At 69.9% G+C, this 19194-nt stretch carries 15 protein-coding genes; 9 read left to right on the top strand and 6 right to left on the bottom strand.

What is annotated here, in order from left to right:
* Positions 1-616: 616 nt before the first annotated feature.
* Both ACFYOB_RS39565 and tpg read left to right on the top strand, forming a co-directional pair.
* Positions 617-2593, top strand: coding sequence for a HEAT repeat domain-containing protein (locus ACFYOB_RS39565; RefSeq protein ID WP_388569379.1), 1977 nt, complete (start codon positions 617-619; stop codon positions 2591-2593).
* 272 nt (positions 2594-2865) lie between these two features.
* Positions 2866-3417, top strand: coding sequence for a telomere-protecting terminal protein Tpg (gene tpg / locus ACFYOB_RS39560; protein ID WP_388569377.1), 552 nt, complete (start codon positions 2866-2868; stop codon positions 3415-3417).
* A 46-nt stretch (positions 3418-3463) separates the two neighbouring features.
* Here the strand turns inward: tpg and ACFYOB_RS39555 are convergent, their stop codons facing one another.
* From ACFYOB_RS39555 to ACFYOB_RS39545, 3 genes are read right to left on the bottom strand one after another with little or no spacing between them, the layout of a single operon-like run.
* Positions 3464-4531 (bottom strand): hypothetical protein, encoded by a 1068-nt coding sequence (locus ACFYOB_RS39555; RefSeq protein ID WP_388569375.1) that lies wholly within the window; start codon positions 4529-4531, stop codon positions 3464-3466.
* Positions 4528-5277, bottom strand: a complete 750-nt coding sequence (locus tag ACFYOB_RS39550; RefSeq protein WP_388569373.1) for an AAA family ATPase — start codon at positions 5275-5277, stop codon at positions 4528-4530. Before ACFYOB_RS39550 ends, ACFYOB_RS39555 begins: the two co-directional genes overlap by 4 nt.
* Complete coding sequence (locus tag ACFYOB_RS39545) at positions 5274-6872, bottom strand: Mu transposase C-terminal domain-containing protein (protein ID WP_388569383.1); 1599 nt, start codon at positions 6870-6872, stop codon at positions 5274-5276. The genes ACFYOB_RS39550 and ACFYOB_RS39545 overlap by 4 nt, the downstream gene beginning before the upstream one ends.
* A 715-nt stretch (positions 6873-7587) precedes the next feature.
* On the opposite strand from ACFYOB_RS39545, the gene ACFYOB_RS39540 reads away from it, so the two are divergent.
* The 4 genes from ACFYOB_RS39540 to ACFYOB_RS39525 all read left to right on the top strand — a co-directional run bounded on the left by ACFYOB_RS39540 (position 7588) and on the right by ACFYOB_RS39525 (position 11722).
* Entirely contained in the window at positions 7588-8109 is a 522-nt protein-coding gene (locus ACFYOB_RS39540) for a SigE family RNA polymerase sigma factor (RefSeq protein ID WP_388569381.1), read from the top strand.
* The gene (locus ACFYOB_RS39535) at positions 8106-9014 is read left to right on the top strand and encodes a hypothetical protein (protein ID WP_388569370.1); all 909 of its coding nucleotides are present in this window, start codon (positions 8106-8108) and stop codon (positions 9012-9014) included. Before ACFYOB_RS39540 ends, ACFYOB_RS39535 begins: the two co-directional genes overlap by 4 nt.
* A gap of 1351 nt (positions 9015-10365) precedes the next feature.
* Positions 10366-10518, top strand: a complete 153-nt coding sequence (locus ACFYOB_RS39530; protein ID WP_388569367.1) for a hypothetical protein — start codon at positions 10366-10368, stop codon at positions 10516-10518.
* A 556-nt stretch (positions 10519-11074) separates the two neighbouring features.
* Positions 11075-11722: an HNH endonuclease family protein gene (locus tag ACFYOB_RS39525; protein WP_388569364.1), complete on the top strand. Its 648-nt coding sequence runs from the start codon at positions 11075-11077 to the stop codon at positions 11720-11722.
* A 517-nt stretch (positions 11723-12239) separates the two neighbouring features.
* Here ACFYOB_RS39525 and ACFYOB_RS39520 read toward each other — a convergent pair.
* The 3 genes from ACFYOB_RS39520 to ACFYOB_RS39510 form a co-directional block, all read right to left on the bottom strand.
* Entirely contained in the window at positions 12240-13238 is a 999-nt protein-coding gene (locus ACFYOB_RS39520) for a Ku protein (protein WP_388569361.1), read from the bottom strand.
* A 105-nt stretch (positions 13239-13343) separates the two neighbouring features.
* Positions 13344-13694: a DUF6233 domain-containing protein gene (locus tag ACFYOB_RS39515; protein WP_388569358.1), complete on the bottom strand. Its 351-nt coding sequence runs from the start codon at positions 13692-13694 to the stop codon at positions 13344-13346.
* Between the two features lie 6 nt (positions 13695-13700).
* Entirely contained in the window at positions 13701-14063 is a 363-nt protein-coding gene (locus tag ACFYOB_RS39510; protein ID WP_388569356.1) for a hypothetical protein, read from the bottom strand.
* Positions 14064-14230: 167 nt separating this feature from the next.
* Between ACFYOB_RS39510 and ACFYOB_RS39505 the strand changes: the two genes are divergently transcribed.
* From ACFYOB_RS39505 to ACFYOB_RS39495, 3 genes are all read left to right on the top strand, one after another.
* Entirely contained in the window at positions 14231-14377 is a 147-nt protein-coding gene (locus ACFYOB_RS39505; RefSeq protein WP_388569354.1) for a hypothetical protein, read from the top strand.
* Positions 14378-15252: 875 nt separating this feature from the next.
* Entirely contained in the window at positions 15253-15705 is a 453-nt protein-coding gene (locus ACFYOB_RS39500) for a hypothetical protein (protein WP_388569351.1), read from the top strand.
* A 217-nt stretch (positions 15706-15922) separates the two neighbouring features.
* Positions 15923-19153 (top strand): tetratricopeptide repeat protein, encoded by a 3231-nt coding sequence (locus tag ACFYOB_RS39495; RefSeq protein WP_388569348.1) that lies wholly within the window; start codon positions 15923-15925, stop codon positions 19151-19153.
* The last annotated feature ends 41 nt before the right edge of the window (positions 19154-19194 follow it).

Below are 19194 nucleotides of genomic sequence, written 5' to 3'. Positions count from 1 at the left end.
GGCCCGGCTTCGCCGGGCCGGGGCCGGCCCTTCGGGCCGGTGTCCTGCGCTTCGCTCCGGACAGGTTCGGGTTCCGCTGCGCTCCACCCGAACGGCCCGCTCCGCGGGCCTGGGTGACCCCGTTTCACGGGGTCCGAGCCTTCGGCCCGTTGGGGGTGTCCGCTCCGCTCCCACTCCGGGCCCTTCCGGCTGCGCCTCCAGGACAAGCCCGCTCCGCGGGCGGCCAGCAGCAGTTTCGGGATACCGCTCCCAGCTGGGCACTGCACTGTGGTCAGAATATCTGGCACACGACCGTGTGCGAGGTTCCGGGCCGCTGAACGCTGCGGCCACCTCGTGCGGCCTCATACCGAACTCCAACGGGCCTACCTCCACGAGCGGGCTCCACGCCCACTGCTCACGATCCCCGTCCTCTTTGACCTCCCACGGATCCAACGTCTTACTCCCCACAGTCGGGTGATCCTTCTTGTGCTGCTTCTCGATCCCACCAGACCACCACACCCCCATCGCGCTGCCGGCAGCCAGGGGCCACCATCACTGTATGACTCAATCTGATACCCGGATAAACTCGGGAAACGAGGTTGAGCACCACACCTGGTGCGGCGGTAGGGTCGCGTGCATGTGGGTGGGACTGGATGAGGTCGACTGGGCGGAGCTGAAGCACAACTACGGGTCGGCCGAGGACGTTCCCGACCTGCTGCGCCGGTGCGCGGGGCCGGACCCGGACGATGCCAAGGACGCAGCGTACGACCTGCTCAACCTGTTGTTTCATCAAGGCGGTTGGGTCTGCTCCGCCGCATCGGCTGCGCTGCCCTTCCTCCTGCGTCTTGCCTCAACGCCTGAGGTGAAATGTCGTCGCACGGTGATGGAGCTGGTGGCGAGGCTGGCCTCGGAGGCGCAGCAGGTCCGCGAGCAGTTCCTCGATCCCAGCTGGCAGCCAGCGTGGGAGCGAGCCCTGCCTGAGGTTCTGGTCCTACTGGAGGACCCTGAGCCCTGGATTCGGCGGGACGCTGCTGACGTGGTCGGTGTCTGCGGCAGCTCTGGTGAGCTGACCCTGCCTTCCCTGCTGAGGCGCTTGCAGGCCGAGGATGATCCAGCGACCCGGCTCGATGTGATCCTCGCACTCGGGCAGGCTGTGTTGCGACAGCCCGCGGGCGTGCACGCCGCCGAGGTCTTCGACCTCCTTCAGGGGCTGCTGGATGCCTCGGAGGCGCAGGTGCGCCTGGCTGCAGTGCACGCACTCGCCCCAAGCAGGCCGGACCTTCCCGAACAGCGGCTGGAGCTGTTGCTGGAGGCAGTTCGGGACCTCAGCGTCGAGTTGTGGCGCCACACTGCGGCGATGGACTCCGGGGGGCAGGGTGTCCAGCACCGGACCGCAGCCCTGTTTCCCGGGCCGTGCACCAGCTTCGCTCTCGGCCTGTTGAACGACCACCCCGCCGAAGAGCAGAGAACCGGCGCCCTGGCGCAGGCGGCAGGGCTGCTGGCCCAGTGGCGCTCCCCCACTTCTGCTCTTCTCCCCCGCATCGCCGCCCGCCTGAACGACTCTGCCTGCGAGGCCCGATTCCGGGCAGCCGAGCTGCTGGCGTGTCTTGGTCCCACGGCCGCTGCCCATGCTGGCGAGGTCGCCGCGCTGCTCGGCGACAACGCCGCGAGGACGACCCGAAAGCGGCAGACCGTCGGCGAGGCTGCTTTGTGGGCTCTGGCCAGGATGAACGACCCTCGCTGCCTCCCGGGCGTGATCGAGCTGGTGGCCGGCACGCGGTCCGGGTTCGCGTCGAGCTCCGCCAGCTACCCCGCCACCGCCGGCTGGCACCATGCGGTCCTCCCCTCGCTTCCTGAGGTACTCGGATACCTTGCGGACCATGTCGAGCAGTTGCTGCCGGCGGTCTGCGATCAGCTCGGAACGAGCACGGACCAGCAGGTGATCAACCGTTTCTGCCAGGTGCTGGCGGGCTGGGGTCCTGCGGCGAAGGCAGCGGTACCGGCGCTTCTCAGCCTCATGGAGGACGACCGCCACTGGAACAGCGCGGCACTCGCCCTTGCAGGCATCGGACCAGCCGGCAACGGGGCCCAGGAACTGCTGCTGACTCGGGCGAACACAGGGGGGACGCACACGGAGCTGGCGGCATGGGCCTACTGGAAAGTCGGTGGTGAGCCAGGACCGCTCCTGAAGGTATGCGAACGGGCCGCGGCCCAGGGAAGCATCCCGCGTCCTGTCCTGCGCAAGCTCGCCGACCTCGGCCCACACGCTGCCCGCTTCGCGGACCGGCTCCGGGCGATGACCACCGACACCGGCCCCTGGTCCCGCGTCGAGGCGGCCCACGCCCTGTGGGCCGCGACCGGCGACACCCAGACCGCCGTCCCCGCGCTGATGACCGCCGTGCAGGGCCTGGCCAAAGGCGACTACCTGCCAGTCATGCTCCCGGCTGTGCGCCACCTGGCGCAGATCGGCCCCGCCGCGCGGCCCGCCGCCCAACTCCTGCACGCCGTACCCCTCCACGACCCGCGGCTACGCAGCAGCGGCGGCTGGCGCGGCTTCACCCAGGACGAAGACATCCGCACTGCCGTCGACGAACTCCTCGCCCTCTGCGAGTGAACCGTCCATCACCGACCGGGTGCACTGGAAGGACCGAGCACCAAGGCCCTCACCGTCATACGAGGCTGGAAGGGAACGGGTCTGGGCCACCCTTCCACTCCGATGACGCGGTAGGCCAAGACAGGCAGCCGCGGGCCGCCGTCCTGGTCCCATGGCCCGTGCCTCTACCGCATCTCGGCCCCTCTTGGCAGGAGGATCGGTATTCCATCTGCCGCGCGCCGCGATGCGTGGGAGACCCGTCATGACGACTGCCTGGCGGGTGGAGGGTCATAGTGATCGGGGCGGGACTCGAAAGGCTGCTGTACACGCGGCCGGTACCGGAAACCACCGAGCAGCAGCTGGCCGCGCTCCTCAGATGGGCGAAAGGCTCCAAGCAGGCGGTGGCGCGGGAGCTGGGCGTGTCCCTGCGGACGATCCAGCGATGGACCGCTCGCCGGGCAGCGGCCCGGGCCAAGCCCTCTGCCCGGCACGCGGCACTGATCGACACACGGCTACGGGCGCGGTGGCAGCCACTGGTACGTGCGCGACGCAGGGCCGCCGCGGAGCGGCAGGGGCTCGTGGTGCACACCCGGGCGCGGTTCGGGTTCTCGGCAGGGGCCGGCGGTTCGGATGACCCGCGGCACCGGCTTCTGACGGCGCTGGTGCCCGGCGAGGTAGCCCGAGAACTGTTCTCCGCCTGGGAGGCAGGTGCCCCCGACCGGCAGTACCTGATGATCCTGGGCCGGGCACTGGGACACGTCTACTTCCGGGCAGCGGGCAGGCGGGCAGATGCCCTCCAGGTGAAGCTCAGGGAGGTCGACTTCATCGAGTTCGGACTCGCGTAGTGGGTGTACCGCAGCCGAACGGCGAAGCAGGAGAGCACAGGGCCTTCTAGACCATGGCCTCGCGTTGCTCCCGCCAGTCCCAGACGACCGGCCCCCGTCTCTCTTTCCTCCAGGCAGGAGGGGGCTGAGGCGGACGGATCTTGATGCTCTCGGCCAGGCGCAGCAGGGCAGGGCGGTCAGCCGGAGCGGCCAGCAGGCAAGCGGCATCGGTCAGATGGGCGAACCGGGCTGCGGCGTGGAGGAAGCCACAGGCCCAGGCAGGCACGGGGTAAATCGCGCAGCCGTCGGTGTAGCGGGCTTGATCGTGCAGGGTGAGGGTGCCGGCGGCGGGGTCGAAGCCGTCCGGGCGAGCGGTAGCCAGCTGCTGGAACGAGGCGCCGGCGGCGACGGCTGCCGCGAGGGCGGCGGCTCGGGCTGGGTGCGACGTCGCCTTGTGCAAACGGTCGGCGAGCTGGACGGCCTGGGCCTGGGTCGGGGGGATGGGTGCCGGGCGCTGCTGGTAGACGATCGGCCGCGGAGTGCAGGCGGTGGTACAGGGCCGGGGACTGTCGTAGGAGACGAGGCGGTCCAGGGCATCGAGGGTGATCCAGCGCCAGGGCGCAGGCGCTGGCGCCGCAGATGCCTGCGTGCCGGGTGGCGGGGCGTCGGTGCCGTAGTAGAGGCTTCGGGCTTCGGTCAGCGTGTCGACGGTCGTGTGGTTGGTAGCGGCGAGGGTACGGCCGGCAGCGGCGGTCAGGCGGGGCCGGTGAACGACGAGCGTGAGGTGGATGCCGGTCTGCCGCCACAGGCCGAGGAGGCGCTGCAGGCGGCGGTCGTCGAGAAGGTGCGCACGCAGGACGGTCAGGCGGGTGACGGCCCGCGCCGTCGCCCATGCCGCGGCCGCTTCCCACAACGGTGGCCTGCCGTGCGGGAAGCGGCCCGGGACGTGCGGCTCCTTGCCCAGTGCAAGGAGTAGGTCCGCGGCCAATGCGGTCTCGCTGGTCGTTCCCGGAGTGGGGTGCAGGGTGACGCGGCCGTCCTGCGGAGCATGGGCAGCCAAGGCTGCGTGGGTGAAGGCGGCGTCGTCCCCACAGTCCAGGACGACGGCCAGGCGGGGCGTGGCAAGTGTGGTCACGCGAGGCGGCTGAAGGCCCAGCGGAGCAGGTCGCGGTCCGGGCGCGGGCGGCCGGTGCGTTCCAGGGCGGTGCGCATGTGGGCGGTGAGCTGGGCCCAGGCGCGGAAGTTTCCGTGGGCGGCCTGTTCGTCGGCGAACGTGATGTCGGCCGGGTCGGCGTCCTCCCAGACGGGGTGGAAGAGCGGGACGACGTCGAGGACCTCTTCGGGGGTGAGGCGGGTGAACTGCTGCCAGATGAAGATCCGGGAGGACAGCATCGGCTCGCGGCGCAGCACGGTGTGAGCACCGGCGCCACCGACGAAGACGATCGCGATCTGAGTAGCCGGCTCGTCCCACAGGTAGCGGAAGTACTCGAACGCCTCTCCGTTTAGCCACTGCGCCTCGTCCACGAGGAACGTGCGGGGCCGCTCGGCCAGGACGGTCTTCAGCAGCCGGTCGAACTCGCTGGGGTGGCGGGGAGGCTCACCGGGCAGGCGGAGCGTCTCGAAGAGCTCGTAGCGGACCGCGCGGGCGGTGGGCCGGGCTCGGAAGGTGACCCTGCAGACTTCCTCTCCGCGGGAGTCCTCCAGCTCGTGCAGGCAGGTGTTGACCGCCAGGGTCTTCCCGAAGCCGGCGTTGCCGTGGATGCACATCATCGCCCGCGCGGCGACCGTGTCGGCGATGTTCTCCCTGGCGGTGAGCAGGGCCTTCGTGGTCACGATGGAGGCGTCTGGCAGGTCGACGTACTGGTAGGTGGGTGTGGTCATCGCGCTACTCCGTCCTGCCCGCCGTCAGCCCCGGCCGCCAGGGGACTCTCGTCGGGCCCCGCGGGGGCCGTGGACACGGGGTCTTGGCGGGTGCGGGCGGCGAGCGAGGGCGGGGTGCGCCAGCCGGGCGGGGCCGCGGCCGGCGGAATCAGGTCCGGCAGCGCCAGCCTCGACAGATCCGCCCGGTCAGCCGTCGCCAGCTCCGCCCCGGCCTGAACCGCGGACACTGCCCCCAGGCGTTCCGGCTTCCCCGGCCGTGTCACGGCGCCGTAGCGCTCGCGCTGCGCCGCGGTCAGGTCCTTGCGCAGACGCCGGCTGCGCGCGGCCCGCGCGGTGCGGACCGCGGTGATCTGTTCCGGGCTCGCCTCGTCGGCAAGGGTCGCAGGTCCCAGGTAGCGGCCGGTCGTGGCGTCGAAGACCTCGATTCGGTGATCGTGGTGTGGCATGAACCGCACCCTGACCCCCGTACCCGCCAGGCCCGTCATCCACGGCCCCACATAGTCCCGCCTGCGGAACCGGACCCCGCGGGTGGAGACCACCCGGATCCGTCCGTCGTCCTCCAGCGTGAACGTCCACAACTCCTCCGGGCTGACCTCCCGCACCGGAGTCGGATCCGCCTCCCAGGCCTGCAGAGGCGACCTCCCGTCCAGCGGCTGGGGCAGGTGGCAGGTGTTCCACCACTCCACCCAACCCAGCAGCCGGGCCGTGAAGTCCTCAAAGCCGAGCAGCACCTCGCCCTTCGGCCGCGCCCGGCGACGGCCCGGACGCGGCTGACGTACGTAGCCGGGCAACGCGGCGAGGAACATCGACTCCACCGCCCGGTTCAATCCCTCCACCGTGCCCTTCAGGTGCGGGGTGTAGGCGGGCAGGTCCTCCACCTCGACCACCAGCGCACCGAACGCCGCCGCGACCGTCTTCGACAAGAAGTCCTTACCCCGGTCCACCCGGACCCTCTCCGGGAGCCCGCCCTGCGGCCCGAACGGCTCCTCGCGCAACACCGCAGACCGCAGCGCGGCCAGCACCGACTCCCGCGACGGGTATCCGGGTGTGACCGCCACCCCCATGACCGTGTTCGTCGCGCAGTCCACGAACCAAGTGACCCACGGACGACGTGCGCTGCCTTCAACCTCGACCAGAACGGGGGCCTGGACGTGATCGGCCTCCCACACCTGATTCCGCCAGCCCCGAGGCCGGGTCAGGAACACATCGTGCTTGCGGGCCCCACGCTCACCACCAGCAAGCCCCGCCCGCTCCCCCGCACTCAGATCCCGCCGGATCGCACGATGCAACGTCTGAACCGACGGCGGCGGATCCCCCTCACCCCGGTCCGCGCGAGCGGTCAGCTCACGATGGACAGCCGCAACATTCCCCTTCCACAGACCCAGCAGAGCCCGGACCTCCGGAGTGACCATGAACCTGCCGTAGTACCGGCCACTCTCCCCCGGCGCCGCGGCCCCATCCTCCGCGGCGGCTAGCCACCGCCACACCGCCCGCTCCCGCACACCGAACGTCTCACCCACCGCCCGCACATGCTGGGTGGTCAGCTTCCCCTCCCGGCGCAAAGCCAACAACCGGCGAACCGCCGGCCCCCGCAACGCCCGAACCGACACCGCAGGCAACACCCCGTCCGAACCCCCGGCGACCGGGAGCCGTACTTCCTCGTCCACCCGCCCCACACAACCGGCCCCCGGCCAGCCGATAGATCAGAACTCACGAAACTGAGACAGCGTCACACCAGGCGCGATAAAGGCCCCAGACAGCGATCACCCACCGACCTCTCACGTCCATGACAGTGACACCAGAGCCCAAAACAGGCCCTGACCAGCATCAACACCCCAAAAGCTCACTGTCTCTCACACCACTGTCCCCAAACCGAGAGATCGCACGTTGGGTGTGTCCGCTCCGCTCCCCCACCGGGTCCTTCCGGCTCCGCCTCCAGGACCAGCCCGCTCCGCGGGCGGCTAGCAGCGCTGGCTCGTGCCTCGGCCCGGTTCCTGGCCTGCGGAGTTCCCGGGGCTGGCCAGGAGGGGGTGGGACCGGCTCCGCCAAATCAATTCACCAACACCGGTCCGCTCATGACGCGAGCTCAGTCAGCCAGGACTCCCCTGCCCAACCGGTTACTCAGCGTGCCCTCAGTACAGAAGGTGAGCCAGACCACAACCCGTGAACAAAGCCATGGAGGCGATAACGCTTGGGTCACGACCGGAAATCGCGTGCAGCAATCGATGAGTGGGCTCCGTCAGGTTGGGCGGGGAGCCAAGGGGGCTTCGGGAGGGGTGAACATGCGTAAGAGGTACGAGTCGGGTGACCATGCGGACCGCTGACGTCCCTGACTTCACGGCCTTCGTGCAGGCACGGTCGTCGGCGCTCTTCAGGACCGCGCTGCTGCTCACTGGTGAGCGTCATGTGGCTGACGACCTGGTGCAGTCCACGTTGGAACAGGTGTGTCGGCACTGGCGCCGGGTTCGCTCCGCCGATGCGCCGGAGGCCTACGCACGCCGGATCCTGGTGAACCTCGCGCACGACCGCTGGCGCAAGCTGCGCGGTCGTGCGGAAGTGCCCCTGGACGACGGTATCGGGGGCGGGCACGTGGATCCGTACAAGGGTCTCGTGGTCCGCGACGAGTTGATGCGCGGACTGCAGTCCCTGCCGATCGGTATGCGCACCGTGCTGGTCCTGCGGTATTTCGAAGATCTCGACGACGCGGAGATCGGCCGCTTGATGAACATTTCCGCCGGCTCCGTCCGATCACAGGTGGCCCGGGGCCTGTCGAAGCTCCGGTCGACCGTCGGTACACAGGCACTGCACGCACGTTCGGGAGGGGCAGCATGAAGGACTTCGACCTGGAGGAGGAGTTGGCCGCAGCCATGTTCGACCGGTCGCGGCAGGAGCCGCCGCGCAGCTACGACGCGGGTGACCTCATCGCGTCGGTACGGCAGCGCCGTCGGCGTCACCTGCAGACAGGTGCTGCGGCGGCTGTGGTGATCGTGGCCCTGGGCGCAGGTTTCGTGTCCCAAGCGGGTCATGACCGCGGTTCGGTGCCCGGACCGGCATCGACCGCGCCGAGTGCTGATGTGCCTCCTGCGTCCCCGCCCGTCAAACCGTCCTCGCCCGCGCCTTCGACCTCCCGGGTCGACCCGGCCCGGACGACGAACACCCTGTTCCTCTCCGCCCTGCGCTACCAGAATCCGGCCACCCGCTCCGAGGTGGATCCGGCCGAAGTGGCAGCGCTGTTCGCCGACGATTCCACGTACCAACGGATCTGGGGCGCCGACTCCCGTGGTGTGACCTGCGGTGCCATGGTCGACGGCGTGCTGGCGGCGGGTGAGGTCTTGCTGTACCAGGGGACCGACCGGCTCGACCGGGCCCCTTCCCTGCACTTCGACGCCACGGGGAAGGTCACCGACCTGACGTGTGCGAAGGTCGCCGGAGACGCCAAGGGGGGCGACCCCACGGTTTCCGGCTTCTACGGCGGGCTGGTGACGGCCACCAAGGCCGGTGACTCCACGGCGATCGCGACGCTCGGGAAGCAGTTCGTGACAGAGCACCTCCGATCTGCCGAGGGCCAGGGCCCGACCGCCGGCACCTGCTCCTTCACCACACCCCCGTTCTGGCTCGCCGACAACCCCTCGTCCGGAACCCTCACCCACGGATGGACCGTGAACCTCGACGGCCAGTACGACTTCCCGATCGAGATCGACGAGAACGCGAAGATCGCCAGGTCTTGTGGCGGGTGAGCAGATTCCGGCTCGCCTCCAGGCCGAGGTGGGCGCCGGTATGACCCCGGCGCCCACCTTGTTGAAGTGGATTGTGGTGTCCTACAGGAGTGGCTCCATGATCTCGAGCTCGGTCATGCCTGCGGCCGAGACCCCGTAGCATCCTATCAATCTTGGATCCGGATAGATTCTGGACATCGCACCGTGCCCGCCGCAGCGACTGCAACGCTGATCGGTGTCGACGATCACTGAAACTGCGCAGTGCTCAATCAAGCTGAGCAACCACGCCCAGACCGCAAAACACCGCAGGTCAGACGGATGACGCGCCAAGACACTGCGCAGATTCAGTGAGCCAGCCAGTCGGCAACCCGCTCAGCCAAACTGCACAACTCCAGGTCAGAAGCATGACGACTGCTCAGTTTCACTGACCGGCGACACGAGGCGCCCGCGAGGCGGGCTCCAGCCCCGGCACCCGCCTCGCGGGCGGCGTAACGCCGCACTTCACGACGGCTCGACCAGGGGGACAGTCGGAGGCGGATGCCCCCGGGTACAGGGTGACCCTGCAGGCAGTGCGCTCAAGAACATCAGGGGCCGCCTGTCCCAAGCCGAGGTAGCCTGCCAGCCCGCCGCGAGCAAAGCGCGCCAGCGAGCAGCAGGCCGAGGCCGTCTGCCGCCGATGCCCGGGCACAGCAGACTCCCGGGGCCCGCTAGCCCGCGGCGTAGGCCGGGGTGGTGGCGGAGCAGGAACGGGCCGCGGCGGAGACACGGGCCCGTTAGGGGCCGGGCCGGATGGTAAGGGACCTGGCCGACCATCGGAGCCCGGCGCCCCTGACCGAGCGGACCGTCACTGGCGGCGGTACATCATGTACAGCTTGTTGTTGTGCGATGCCGCGGCCGGTTCGTCCATCGGCTTGGCCGCCTGCCCGCTGATCGTGTGGGCCCCGCTCCACTGGCTCTCGCCACGTACAGATTGCCATCCAGACCGCGCAGGAAGATCCACAGGTTGCCCGCGTAAGCGGCCAGCCCCGGGCCGTGGGTGAACTCCCATCCTCCGATGATCCCAAGGTTGGTCCACTCGGAGGTACCGTCCGATGTGCTGGCTCCACCGCCACCGGCAGCGGCGACACCTCGGGCGCTCCAAAGGCTCCGAAGCCGTTGACGGGCGCCCAGCACGGATCATGTGAGTACAGCGCAGGAATCGGATCGATCGCCCAGCACAGCCCGAAAGCATCAACGCCGAACGGGCTGATCGCGCCTTCGGAACTCCGGGCAGGCGCGTCCTCAAGCGGGCCTCGCCCCCGCAGCAGCACACGGGAGACGCTCCGCTCCGCAGCGTGACATCAACCCGGCCCTGGATTGAAGCACCGCTCACGTGAATGTGAACCAGCACCCCTCGCTGCAGATCCTCCTCATCGGCGGACGTGTCGGCTCCGGCAAGACCGCCCTCGCCCGCGCTCCGGCCGACACCGTGCCCGGCGCCGCCCTGGTCCGAGCCCGACAGGAACGCCTGCTCGCCGGAAACTGACCCCGTACACGGCGACGGCCCGACCAGTGTCTGGTCGGGCCGTCGCCGTGTACGGACCGGGTACCGGGATCGGAAGGGATCAGCCGGCGTCGGGGCGCTGACCACAAGCTGGCTGAGCAACTCGATGATCTGGGCCTGGTTGCGGTCGATCTTCTTGTCGAGGGCTTCGACCTTCTGGTCGAGGTTGCCGATCTGGAGGCGTACCGCAGTGAGGTCGGACTTGATGATCCCGAACTCGCGGTCGTGCTTCTCCGCGACCTCTTCGAAGCGCCGGGTCAGGGCAGCGAGCTCGCTGTGGGCGATGGGGCCCTCGGGCACGCGGGTACTCCTGCCAGATCACGAAACCGCAGATAAGAAGACTCCACGATAACGCGCCTGCTGCGCGAGCTCTGCAGCAGTCGAACAACACACGTCAGCCGGTTGCTGCACGCAGCCGGAACGACCGCCGAGTCGCGCAGCTGCATGATCGGTTTTCCGGTGAATCCGCTCCCCCACCGGAGTGAGATGTCGTCCTGCGAAGTCGAGTCGGGGCTGACGGACGCGCTATCACCGGGCGGTGATCACGAACCTTCGTCGCGGCCTCGCCGCCACCGCCCTGGCCTTCGCTGTCCTGGCCCCGGCCACCCCCGCCCACGCCGACGAGTACACCCTCACGGAGGCCATCACTTCCCTGCCGATCGCCGAGGAGATCCGCGACGGCTACAAGCGCGAGCTCTACCCACACTGGAAAGACGACGACAAGAACGGTTGCTCGGCGAGGTCGGACGTACTGATCGCGGAGGCGATCGAGGCACCGACGGTCGGCGTGAACTGCACGCTCACTGGGGGTGTCTGGCACTCGTACTACGACGACGTCCTTGTCCAGGGTCCGGCAGGGGTCGACATCGACCACATGGTCCCGCTCGCTGAAGTCCACGACTCCGGTGGCTACGGCTGGACGACGGAGCGCCGCCGCCGGTACGCCAACGACCTCGGCTCGGACGTCACCCTCGTCGGCGTCACTGCCCGCTCCAACCGCCAGAAGAGTGACCAGGATCCGTCGACCTGGATGCCCGCCCCCGCAGTGCACTGCCGGTACATCGGCGAGTGGGTGGCCACGAAGCACCGCTGGGGCCTCGCCGTCGACCAGGCCGAGCGCGAGGCGCTGCTGCGGTACGCCGCCGACTGCCCGAACGCAAACCTCGCATTCGAGCGGGCGAGCTGACCTACGGAGGGCACTCGGCCCAGGTCTCCGGCCTACCGTCGCGCCAGTCGAACAGATCAGTTCGGCGACGTCAGAGTCGTCCGGCATGCCTCCCTATGTGGGCAGCGCCAGGCGGGATCCGATGCGGAAGCGCATCTCGCCGGCGGCGTGACGGACGTCCTCGGGTTGCCTGTCATCGTCGAGCAACCCGAGGAGGACCATCAGCGCCCTCGCCTCGCCTTCGCTGATCAGTTTCAGGCGCGGCTCGGTTGCCGTCGAGGAGCACGTCCAGCATGTCGTTCATGCTCGGAACAACGCTGGGGTTGTCCTGTGTGTCACCCCAGGGATACACAGAATCGCGGCTACCCGTAGTGCTGGCCGAGGGCGAGAGCGCCGAGCCCAGGACGGCCTCGGCGTCGCAGCCCGTGCACGCCCTCACGCCGGGCGGGGCGATCTCGGCTAACGCGCGGAGGTCGCCCAACACGGTCCCGGCGCCGTCGGAATAGCCCCCACATGCGTTGCCGGGCCGCCTCTGACGTCAGGACCGACTGCTTGCCTTAGCTGTGAGGGCGTCTACGAGCTGGTCGTGGGTCATGGTGGAACGGCCGGGAACGTGCGCGGCTGCGGCCTTCTTGTAGAGCTCGGCCTTGGTCAGCGACTGAAGCGACTCACCCTTGGACGGGACGCGCTTCTTCGCGGGCGCGGCCTTCTTCCTCTGCGGACTTGCTGCGGTGGTGGCTTTCTCGCCCGTGTCCTTGGGGCTGCGTGCTCGCTCGACGCTGGCGCGCAGGGCCTCCATGAGGTCGACGGCGCCGGTGGCCTTGGCCGGGGGCTCGGCCTTCTCGACGCTCTCGCCGGCCTTCTTCGCCTCGATGAGCGCGGCGACCTTCTCCTGGAAGGTGTCGTGGAACTCCTCGGGGTTCCACTCCATGCTCAGGGCGTCGATGAGCTGCTCGGCCATCTTCAGTTCCTTGGCGGAGGCGTTCACCTTGCCGGGGAGGTCGCCGATCTCCTTCTTCGGGTCCCTGATCTCGTCCGCCCAGTGCAGGGTGTGGCAGGTGAGGAGGCCGTTCTCGGCCGTCACAGCCACCAGGTACTGGCGTTGGCGCATCACGAACGTGGCGATCCCCGCTTTGCCTGATTTCTCCAGGGCCTGTTCGAGGAGGCTGTAGACCTTGCCGTGCTCGGCGCCCCGCGGGCCCAGGTAGTAGATCTTGTCCAGGAGGGCCCGGTCCACCTCGGTGAGGTCTACGAACCCGGCGATCTCCAGTGAGCGGGAGCGGCCCGGCGCGATGTCGTCCAGCTCCTTCGGCTCCACCAGCACGTACTCGTCACCGGTGTCGAAGCCCTTGACGATGTCGTCCAGCTCGACCTCCTTGCCGGTGCGTTCGTTCACCCGCCGGTTGCGGATCCGGTCGGAGGTGCCGCGCTGGAGCTGATGGAAGTGGATCGTGTGGCTTTCCGTAGCCGTGTAGAGGCCCACGGGCAGGCTGACCAGCCCGAACGTCAGACTTCCGGCCCAGACGGGTCGTGCCACGACCACCACCGCCTCCGCTTGCTCAGCCCCTCTTCCAGCTCACTGCGCCAGGGTGGTGATCGCATCCCTGCCGGACGGTCCGGGAACTTCAGGCCCGAGCCCCGTTCAGCTGTCGAGCAGTCCCAGCTCGCTGTCGGGGCGGCACAGCGGGCACGCGATCACCGACGGCACGGTGCGCAGCACCTCCAGGACCATCTCGCGGGTGGCGGCCCGGCCGCGGCTGGTGATTTTGCAGGCGCCGGTATGGACGCGGTCGGGCCTGCGGGAGACGCCGATGCCGTACTCGATCCACCAGCGGGGAGGCTCCGGCGGCGGGCGGCGGCGGGCCCGCTCCTCGTCTGCGGCGCGGACGGCGCTGATCTTCTCGTCGACGCGGGCGAGGGTGAGCTCCAGCCAGCGGCGTATCACCAGGAGCTGGTCCAGGGCCGGCGGCAGGGGCAGGAGGGGTGCGGGCATGACGGGCTACGCCGCCTCGGTCACGTCATCGGGTTCCACCGGGCGGGTCTGTTTCTTGAGCTGCATCCGGGCGTCCACCAGGCTTTCACGCGGAACGGTCGCCCAGTGGGGGTGGTCGACGACGGCGATCGACAGATCCCGGAGCTCCGCCCGCATCCGGTCGACCGTCTCCTTCTGCTCGTCGCTCCAGCCGGGGCTGTCGGGGACATCGCCGCGGTGGGAGAACCGCTCACCGCGCGCCCATCCGGCCATGGGCTCCACGCTCCAGGGCAGTTCGGCCAGGTAGGCGCGGTGCTCGGCGTGGGCGCGGTGGAGGAGCTCCTGCAGTTGAAGGAGGTCGTCGGGGAACGCGGGCGCGGTGGTGGTCACACCTGGATCGTAAACCTGTTCGATTTCTATAGGGAAGTCGGCGCTCGGGGGTGTCACCTGTTGAGACTTCGATCCGTACTTGGCCACGTTGATTTCCAGTTGGCCAGTAACTCGCTGTCGGATGACATCAGGTTGTCAATGGGGGGCGACATGACGGGTGTCAGTAGGTGGGCCGGGGTATCGGGGCTGGTGAGGCGGAGGCCGTACTGGACGTCGTCGGCGACGCCGGACTCCTCGTCACCGGCGGCGTCGAGGAGTCCGGCGACCGTGGATCGTTCGTGTGGAGGACCTCGCCGTCGCAGCACGCCTCGTAGAGCAGGCGGGCGTCGCCCTCGCTGAGGACGTCTCGCTGGAGTGGCCGGCGGTCGGGGTCCTCGGGGCGGCGCCATGGGTGGGTGTGGTCGACGTGGTGGAGCCGGTTCATCTGCCGGTCGGTGAGGACGTCCAGGCGCGGGCCGAGGGTGAAGTGGGCTGGGGCGGCCCGGCGGAGGGCGTACGGTCCGCCGAGCTCGGGATGGGCCCATGCGTGTCTCGAGGGCGTCGATGGCGCGGTCTGTGTCCCAGCCGAGGGTCTCGGCGAGGAAGCCGACGGTGAGTGGGCGGCTGGCGTGGGGGAGGGCGTTGAGGACCGCGACGGCGTCCCGGTCGGTGCCGGGGACGTCCGGGGGGTTCTGGGCGTCGGTGTAGCGGGGGTGGGCGTAGATGTCTTCGGCGGACGGGGCGAGGTCGGCGGGGTGGAGGCCCAGGCGCCTGGCGAGTTTGAGGGTGACGTGCAGTGGCTGGTTGGGCAGCTGGTCGAGGTCGATGTCGTCCTCGTGGATGCCGAGGAGGGTGGCGAGGTCCCAGTTGGACATGCCCGCGTTGTGCAGGCGCCGGATCAGAGCCTCGTCCCCGGAGCGGGAGCGGTGGCGGCGGGGCCGGGACGGCGGTTCACCGGTCGATGCCGTGGTCGTCGATGAGGACGGCGTAGAGGCGACGGACGCGCATCCAGTCGGTGGGTGGCGCTGGTGCGGTGGTGATGCGCATTGCTCCGTTATGTGGCGTGCTAGAGGGGAGGCGGGTTCTCCGTGCCGGGCGGCTCGTACGGCGGCGCCTAGGAAAGTGGCCGGTTGGCCCGCGGTGTAACCGAGGCTCCACGCCGCGCGCACATGCTTCTGGGGGAATCTGCGGGTGCGAAGGGTGATGAGGGATGGATCCGATATCGGTAGCGGTGCTGGTCGCGTTGGCGGGGGGCGCTGGCGGTGAGGTCGGCAAGCAGGCGTGGGCGGGGCTGAGCGCGCTGGTGCGGCGCCCATTCCGGCACGGCCAGGGCGAATCCCCTGAGGCTCCGGTGGTCGGTTCCGGGGAGGCGGAGCTGGCCAGGCTGGAACAGGCGCCGGACGATCCCACGCGTGCGCAGGCCTTGAGTGACACGCTGGCAGCGCGGGCCGCCGCGGACCCGGACTTCTCTGCCGGCCTGCAGCGGTGGTGGCATGAGCAGGTGACGTTGGTACGCACCGGCGACGGCAATGTGGACAACGAGATCAGCGGCGGCACCTTCCACGCACCGGTGATCCAGAGCCGGGACCCCAACATCTCCTTCTCCAACCCGCCCCCGCCGCCGTCCACCCCCGGCACCGGTACCCCGCCGGAGCAGGGGTGAGTGTCTCCGCCGGTAGTTCCGGCCCCACCAAAACGGTGAGAAGTGGCTCAGCCAGGTGTTCGAGCGCCGGGTCCCTAGGGGGTCCACTCACAAGCGCAGCCAGCGAGAAGAGGCCGTCAGGGGCCGGGGCGATCGGCCGTCCGCCCGTTCGAGAGATGGGGCCACTTCTGCCTGTTCCCCCGGGGCCAGCCAACCCCGTTCAAGACAGGCAAGTGACATGAGCGGCACATCCGGTGGGTCGGGCGGGTCGGTGTCGAGCACGATCAGCGGCGGCGTGTTTTTCCATGCGGTGATCCAGGGCCGGGACATCACCGTGCAGCTGCCACCCGAGGTCACCCCCGCCCTGTCCGGCCTGCCCGCTCCTTCCCCCACCTTCACCGGTCGCGACACCGACGTGGACGAACTGTTCCAGGGCCTGGCGCCCGACGGCGGGGAGCGACAGCGGGCAGTTCTGGCGGCGGTGGCGGGGCTGGCCGGGGTCGGCAAGACCGAACTGGTCGTGCAGACCGCCGCCCGCGCACTGAAGGAACCGGGCTGGTTCCCCGGCGGGGTGCTGTTCACCGACCTGTTCGGCTACGACACGGAACGCCGCCTGTCCCCCGAGCACGCCCTGGACGGGCTGCTGCGCGCCCTGGGCATGCCCGGCGAGCACATCCCCGCCAGCCTGCAGGACCGTACCCGCCTGTACCGCAGCGTGCTGGCCGCCTTCGCCGAACAGAACCGGCGGATTCTGGTCGTCATCGACAACGCCTCCAGCGCCGAGCAGGCCCGCCCGCTGCTGCCCACCGACGGCACCACCGCCGCCCTGCTCACCTCCCGCCATACCCTCGACGTCGACGCCCGCCTGCACGACCTGGACATCCTCGACGAGCCCGCCTCCATCGAGCTGCTGCGCCGGGCCCTGCACCAGGCCCGCGGCGCCGGCGACAGCCGCGTCGAGGACGCGCCGGAAGCAGCCGCAGCTGTCGCCCGGCTGTGCGCGGGGCTGCCGCTGGCGCTGCGGATCGCGGCTGCTCTGCTCGCCGACACCCCCGCCCGCCCGCTGACGTCCCTGGCCCACGCGCTGGAGGCGGAGCACTCCCGGCTGGAGCGGCTGCGCCGCGAGGACCGCGCCGTACGCGCCGCCTTCGACCTTTCCTACCAGCACCTCGACCCCGACCACGCCCGGCTGTTCCGGCTGCTACCGCTCAACCCCGGACCGGACCTGTCCACCGAAGCCGCCGCCCACCTGGCTGGCACCGACCCCGCGGAGGTCGAGGAGCTGCTGCAGGACTTGGTCCGCGCCCACCTGATCGAACCCGGACCTACCTGGGGCCGCTGGCGGCTGCACGACCTGGTCCGCCTCTACGCCGACCAGCACACACGCACCTACGCCGATACCGACCAGCGCGAGACCGCCCGCACCCGCCTCTTCACCCACTACGAAACCCATGCTGAAGCCGCCGACACCCACTTGGAGACCCGGCCTGGCACCCCCTCGCCCCGCTTCCCCGACCGCGCCGCGGCCCTGGCCTGGCTGGACGCCGAACACGACAACCTCACCGCCACCGCCCTCGGCCACCCGAGGACCAGTATCGTGCTCGCCCTCGCCCTCGCCCGGTACCTCGACTACCGCCGCGCCTTCGACGACTGGATCGCCGTCACCACCACTGCTCTGGCTGTCTTCCGCGAGCTTGGCGTCCCGTACGGCGAAGCCGGCGCGCTGAACAACCTCGGCAGCGCCCTGCGGGAGGTGCGCCGGTTCGACGAGGCCATCGATGCCCACACCCAGGCCCTGGCCGTCTTCCGCGAGCTTGGTGTCCGGGACGGCGAAGCCCTGACGCTGGACAGACTCGGCCTCGCCCTGGCCGAGGTGCGCCGGTTCGACGAGGCCATAGACGCCCACACCCGGGCCGCCACCGTCTACCGCGACCTCGGCGACCGCCACGGCGAAGGCACGGCACTGGGCAACCTCGGCAACGTGTTGGCCGAGGTGCGCCGCTTCGACGAGGCCGTCGACGCCCTCACCCAGGCCGCCACGATCCTCCGCGACCTCGGCGACCGCTACGGGGAAGGCACGGCGCTGGGCAACCTCGGCATAACCCTGGCCGAGATGCGCCGGTTCGACGAGGCCATCGACGCCCACGCCCAGGCCCTGGCCGTCTACCGTGCACACGGCGACCGCCACGGCGAAGGCCAAACGCTGACCAATTTCGGCAACGCCTTGAGGGAGGTGGGGCGATTCGACGAGGCCGTCGATGCTCTCACCCAGGCCGCCACGATCCTCCACGACCTCGGCGACCGCCACGGCGAAAGCGGGGCACTGACCAATCTCGGCAACGCCTTGCGGGAGGTACGCCGGTTCGACGAGGCCGTCGACGCCCTCACCCAGGCCGCCACGATCCTCCACGACCTCGGCGACCGCCACGGCGAAAGCGGGGCTGTGGGCAACCTCGGCAACGCCTTGGTAGAGGTGCGCCGGTTCGACGAGGCCATCGACGCCCATACCCAGGCCCTGGCCGTCTACCGCGAGCTCGGCGACCGCCACAGCGAAGCCATGGCGCTGGGCAACCTCGGCATAACCCTGGTCGAGGTGGGCCGGCTCGACGAAGCCATCGACACCCTCACCCAGGCCGCCACCGCCTACCGGGAGCTCGGCGACCGCCACAGCAAAGGCCAAGCGCTGACCAACCTGGGCGCCGCCCTGGCCGAGGTGGGCCGGCTCGACGAGGCCATCGACGCCCACGACCAGACCCTGGATATCTTCCGCGAGCTCGGCGACCGCCACGGCGAAGCCATGGCGCTGGGCAACCTCGGCAACGCCCTGGCCGAGACGGGCCGGCTCGACAAGGCCATCGACGCCCACACCCAGGCCCTGGCCATCTTCCGCGAGCTCGGCGACCGCCACGGCGAAGCCATGGCGCTGGGCAACCTCGGCATAGCCCTGGCCGAGGTGGACCGGCTCGACGAAGCCATCGACACCCACACCCAGGCCGCCACCGCGTACCGCGAGACCGGCGACCGCCACAGCGAAGCCATGGTGCTGGGCAACCTCGGCATAGCCCTGGCCGAGGTGCGCCGGTTCGACGAGGCCATCGATACCCTCACCCAGGCCCTGGCCATCTTCCGCGAGCTCGGCGACCGCCACGGCGAAGCCATGGCGCTGGGCAACCTCGGCATAACCCTGGTCGAGGTGGGCCGGCTCGACGAAGCCATCGACACCCAGAACCGGGCCGCCGCCGTCTACCGCGAGACCGGCGACCGCCACAGCGAAGGCGAGGCGCTGAACAGCCGCGGCCTCGCCCTGGCCGGGGCGGGCCGGCTCGACGAGGCCATCGACACCCTCACCCGGGCCGCCACCATCTTTCGCGAGACCGGCGACCACGACAGCGAAGGCGTAGTGATGAACAGCCGCGGCCTCGTCCTGGCCGAGGCGGGCCGACCAGACGACAACCGCCGCCCCCACTGATAGGAAGCCCAAAAGGAGCCGCTGGAACTCCCGGTGACGGA

The sequence above is a fragment of the Streptomyces sp. NPDC006463 genome, assembly GCF_042870715.1.
GTDB lineage: Bacteria > Actinomycetota > Actinomycetes > Streptomycetales > Streptomycetaceae > Streptomyces.
Note: the sequence above shows the minus strand (reverse complement) of the source record. Positions and strands in the feature narration are given on the sequence as shown.

Bases quoted from the DNA above. Each gene is read 5' to 3' on its own strand.
- ACFYOB_RS39535 (WP_388569370.1), top strand. From the start codon at position 8,106: ATGAAGGACTTCGACCTGGAGGAGGAGTTGGCCGCAGCCATGTTCGAC.
- ACFYOB_RS39515 (WP_388569358.1), bottom strand. From the start codon at position 13,694: ATGCCCGCACCCCTCCTGCCCCTGCCGCCGGCCCTGGACCAGCTCCTG.
- ACFYOB_RS39550 (WP_388569373.1), bottom strand. From the start codon at position 5,277: ATGACCACACCCACCTACCAGTACGTCGACCTGCCAGACGCCTCCATC.
- ACFYOB_RS39540 (WP_388569381.1), top strand. From the start codon at position 7,588: ATGCGGACCGCTGACGTCCCTGACTTCACGGCCTTCGTGCAGGCACGG.
- ACFYOB_RS39565 (WP_388569379.1), top strand. From the start codon at position 617: ATGTGGGTGGGACTGGATGAGGTCGACTGGGCGGAGCTGAAGCACAAC.
- ACFYOB_RS39500 (WP_388569351.1), top strand. From the start codon at position 15,253: ATGGATCCGATATCGGTAGCGGTGCTGGTCGCGTTGGCGGGGGGCGCT.
- ACFYOB_RS39495 (WP_388569348.1), top strand. From the start codon at position 15,923: ATGAGCGGCACATCCGGTGGGTCGGGCGGGTCGGTGTCGAGCACGATC.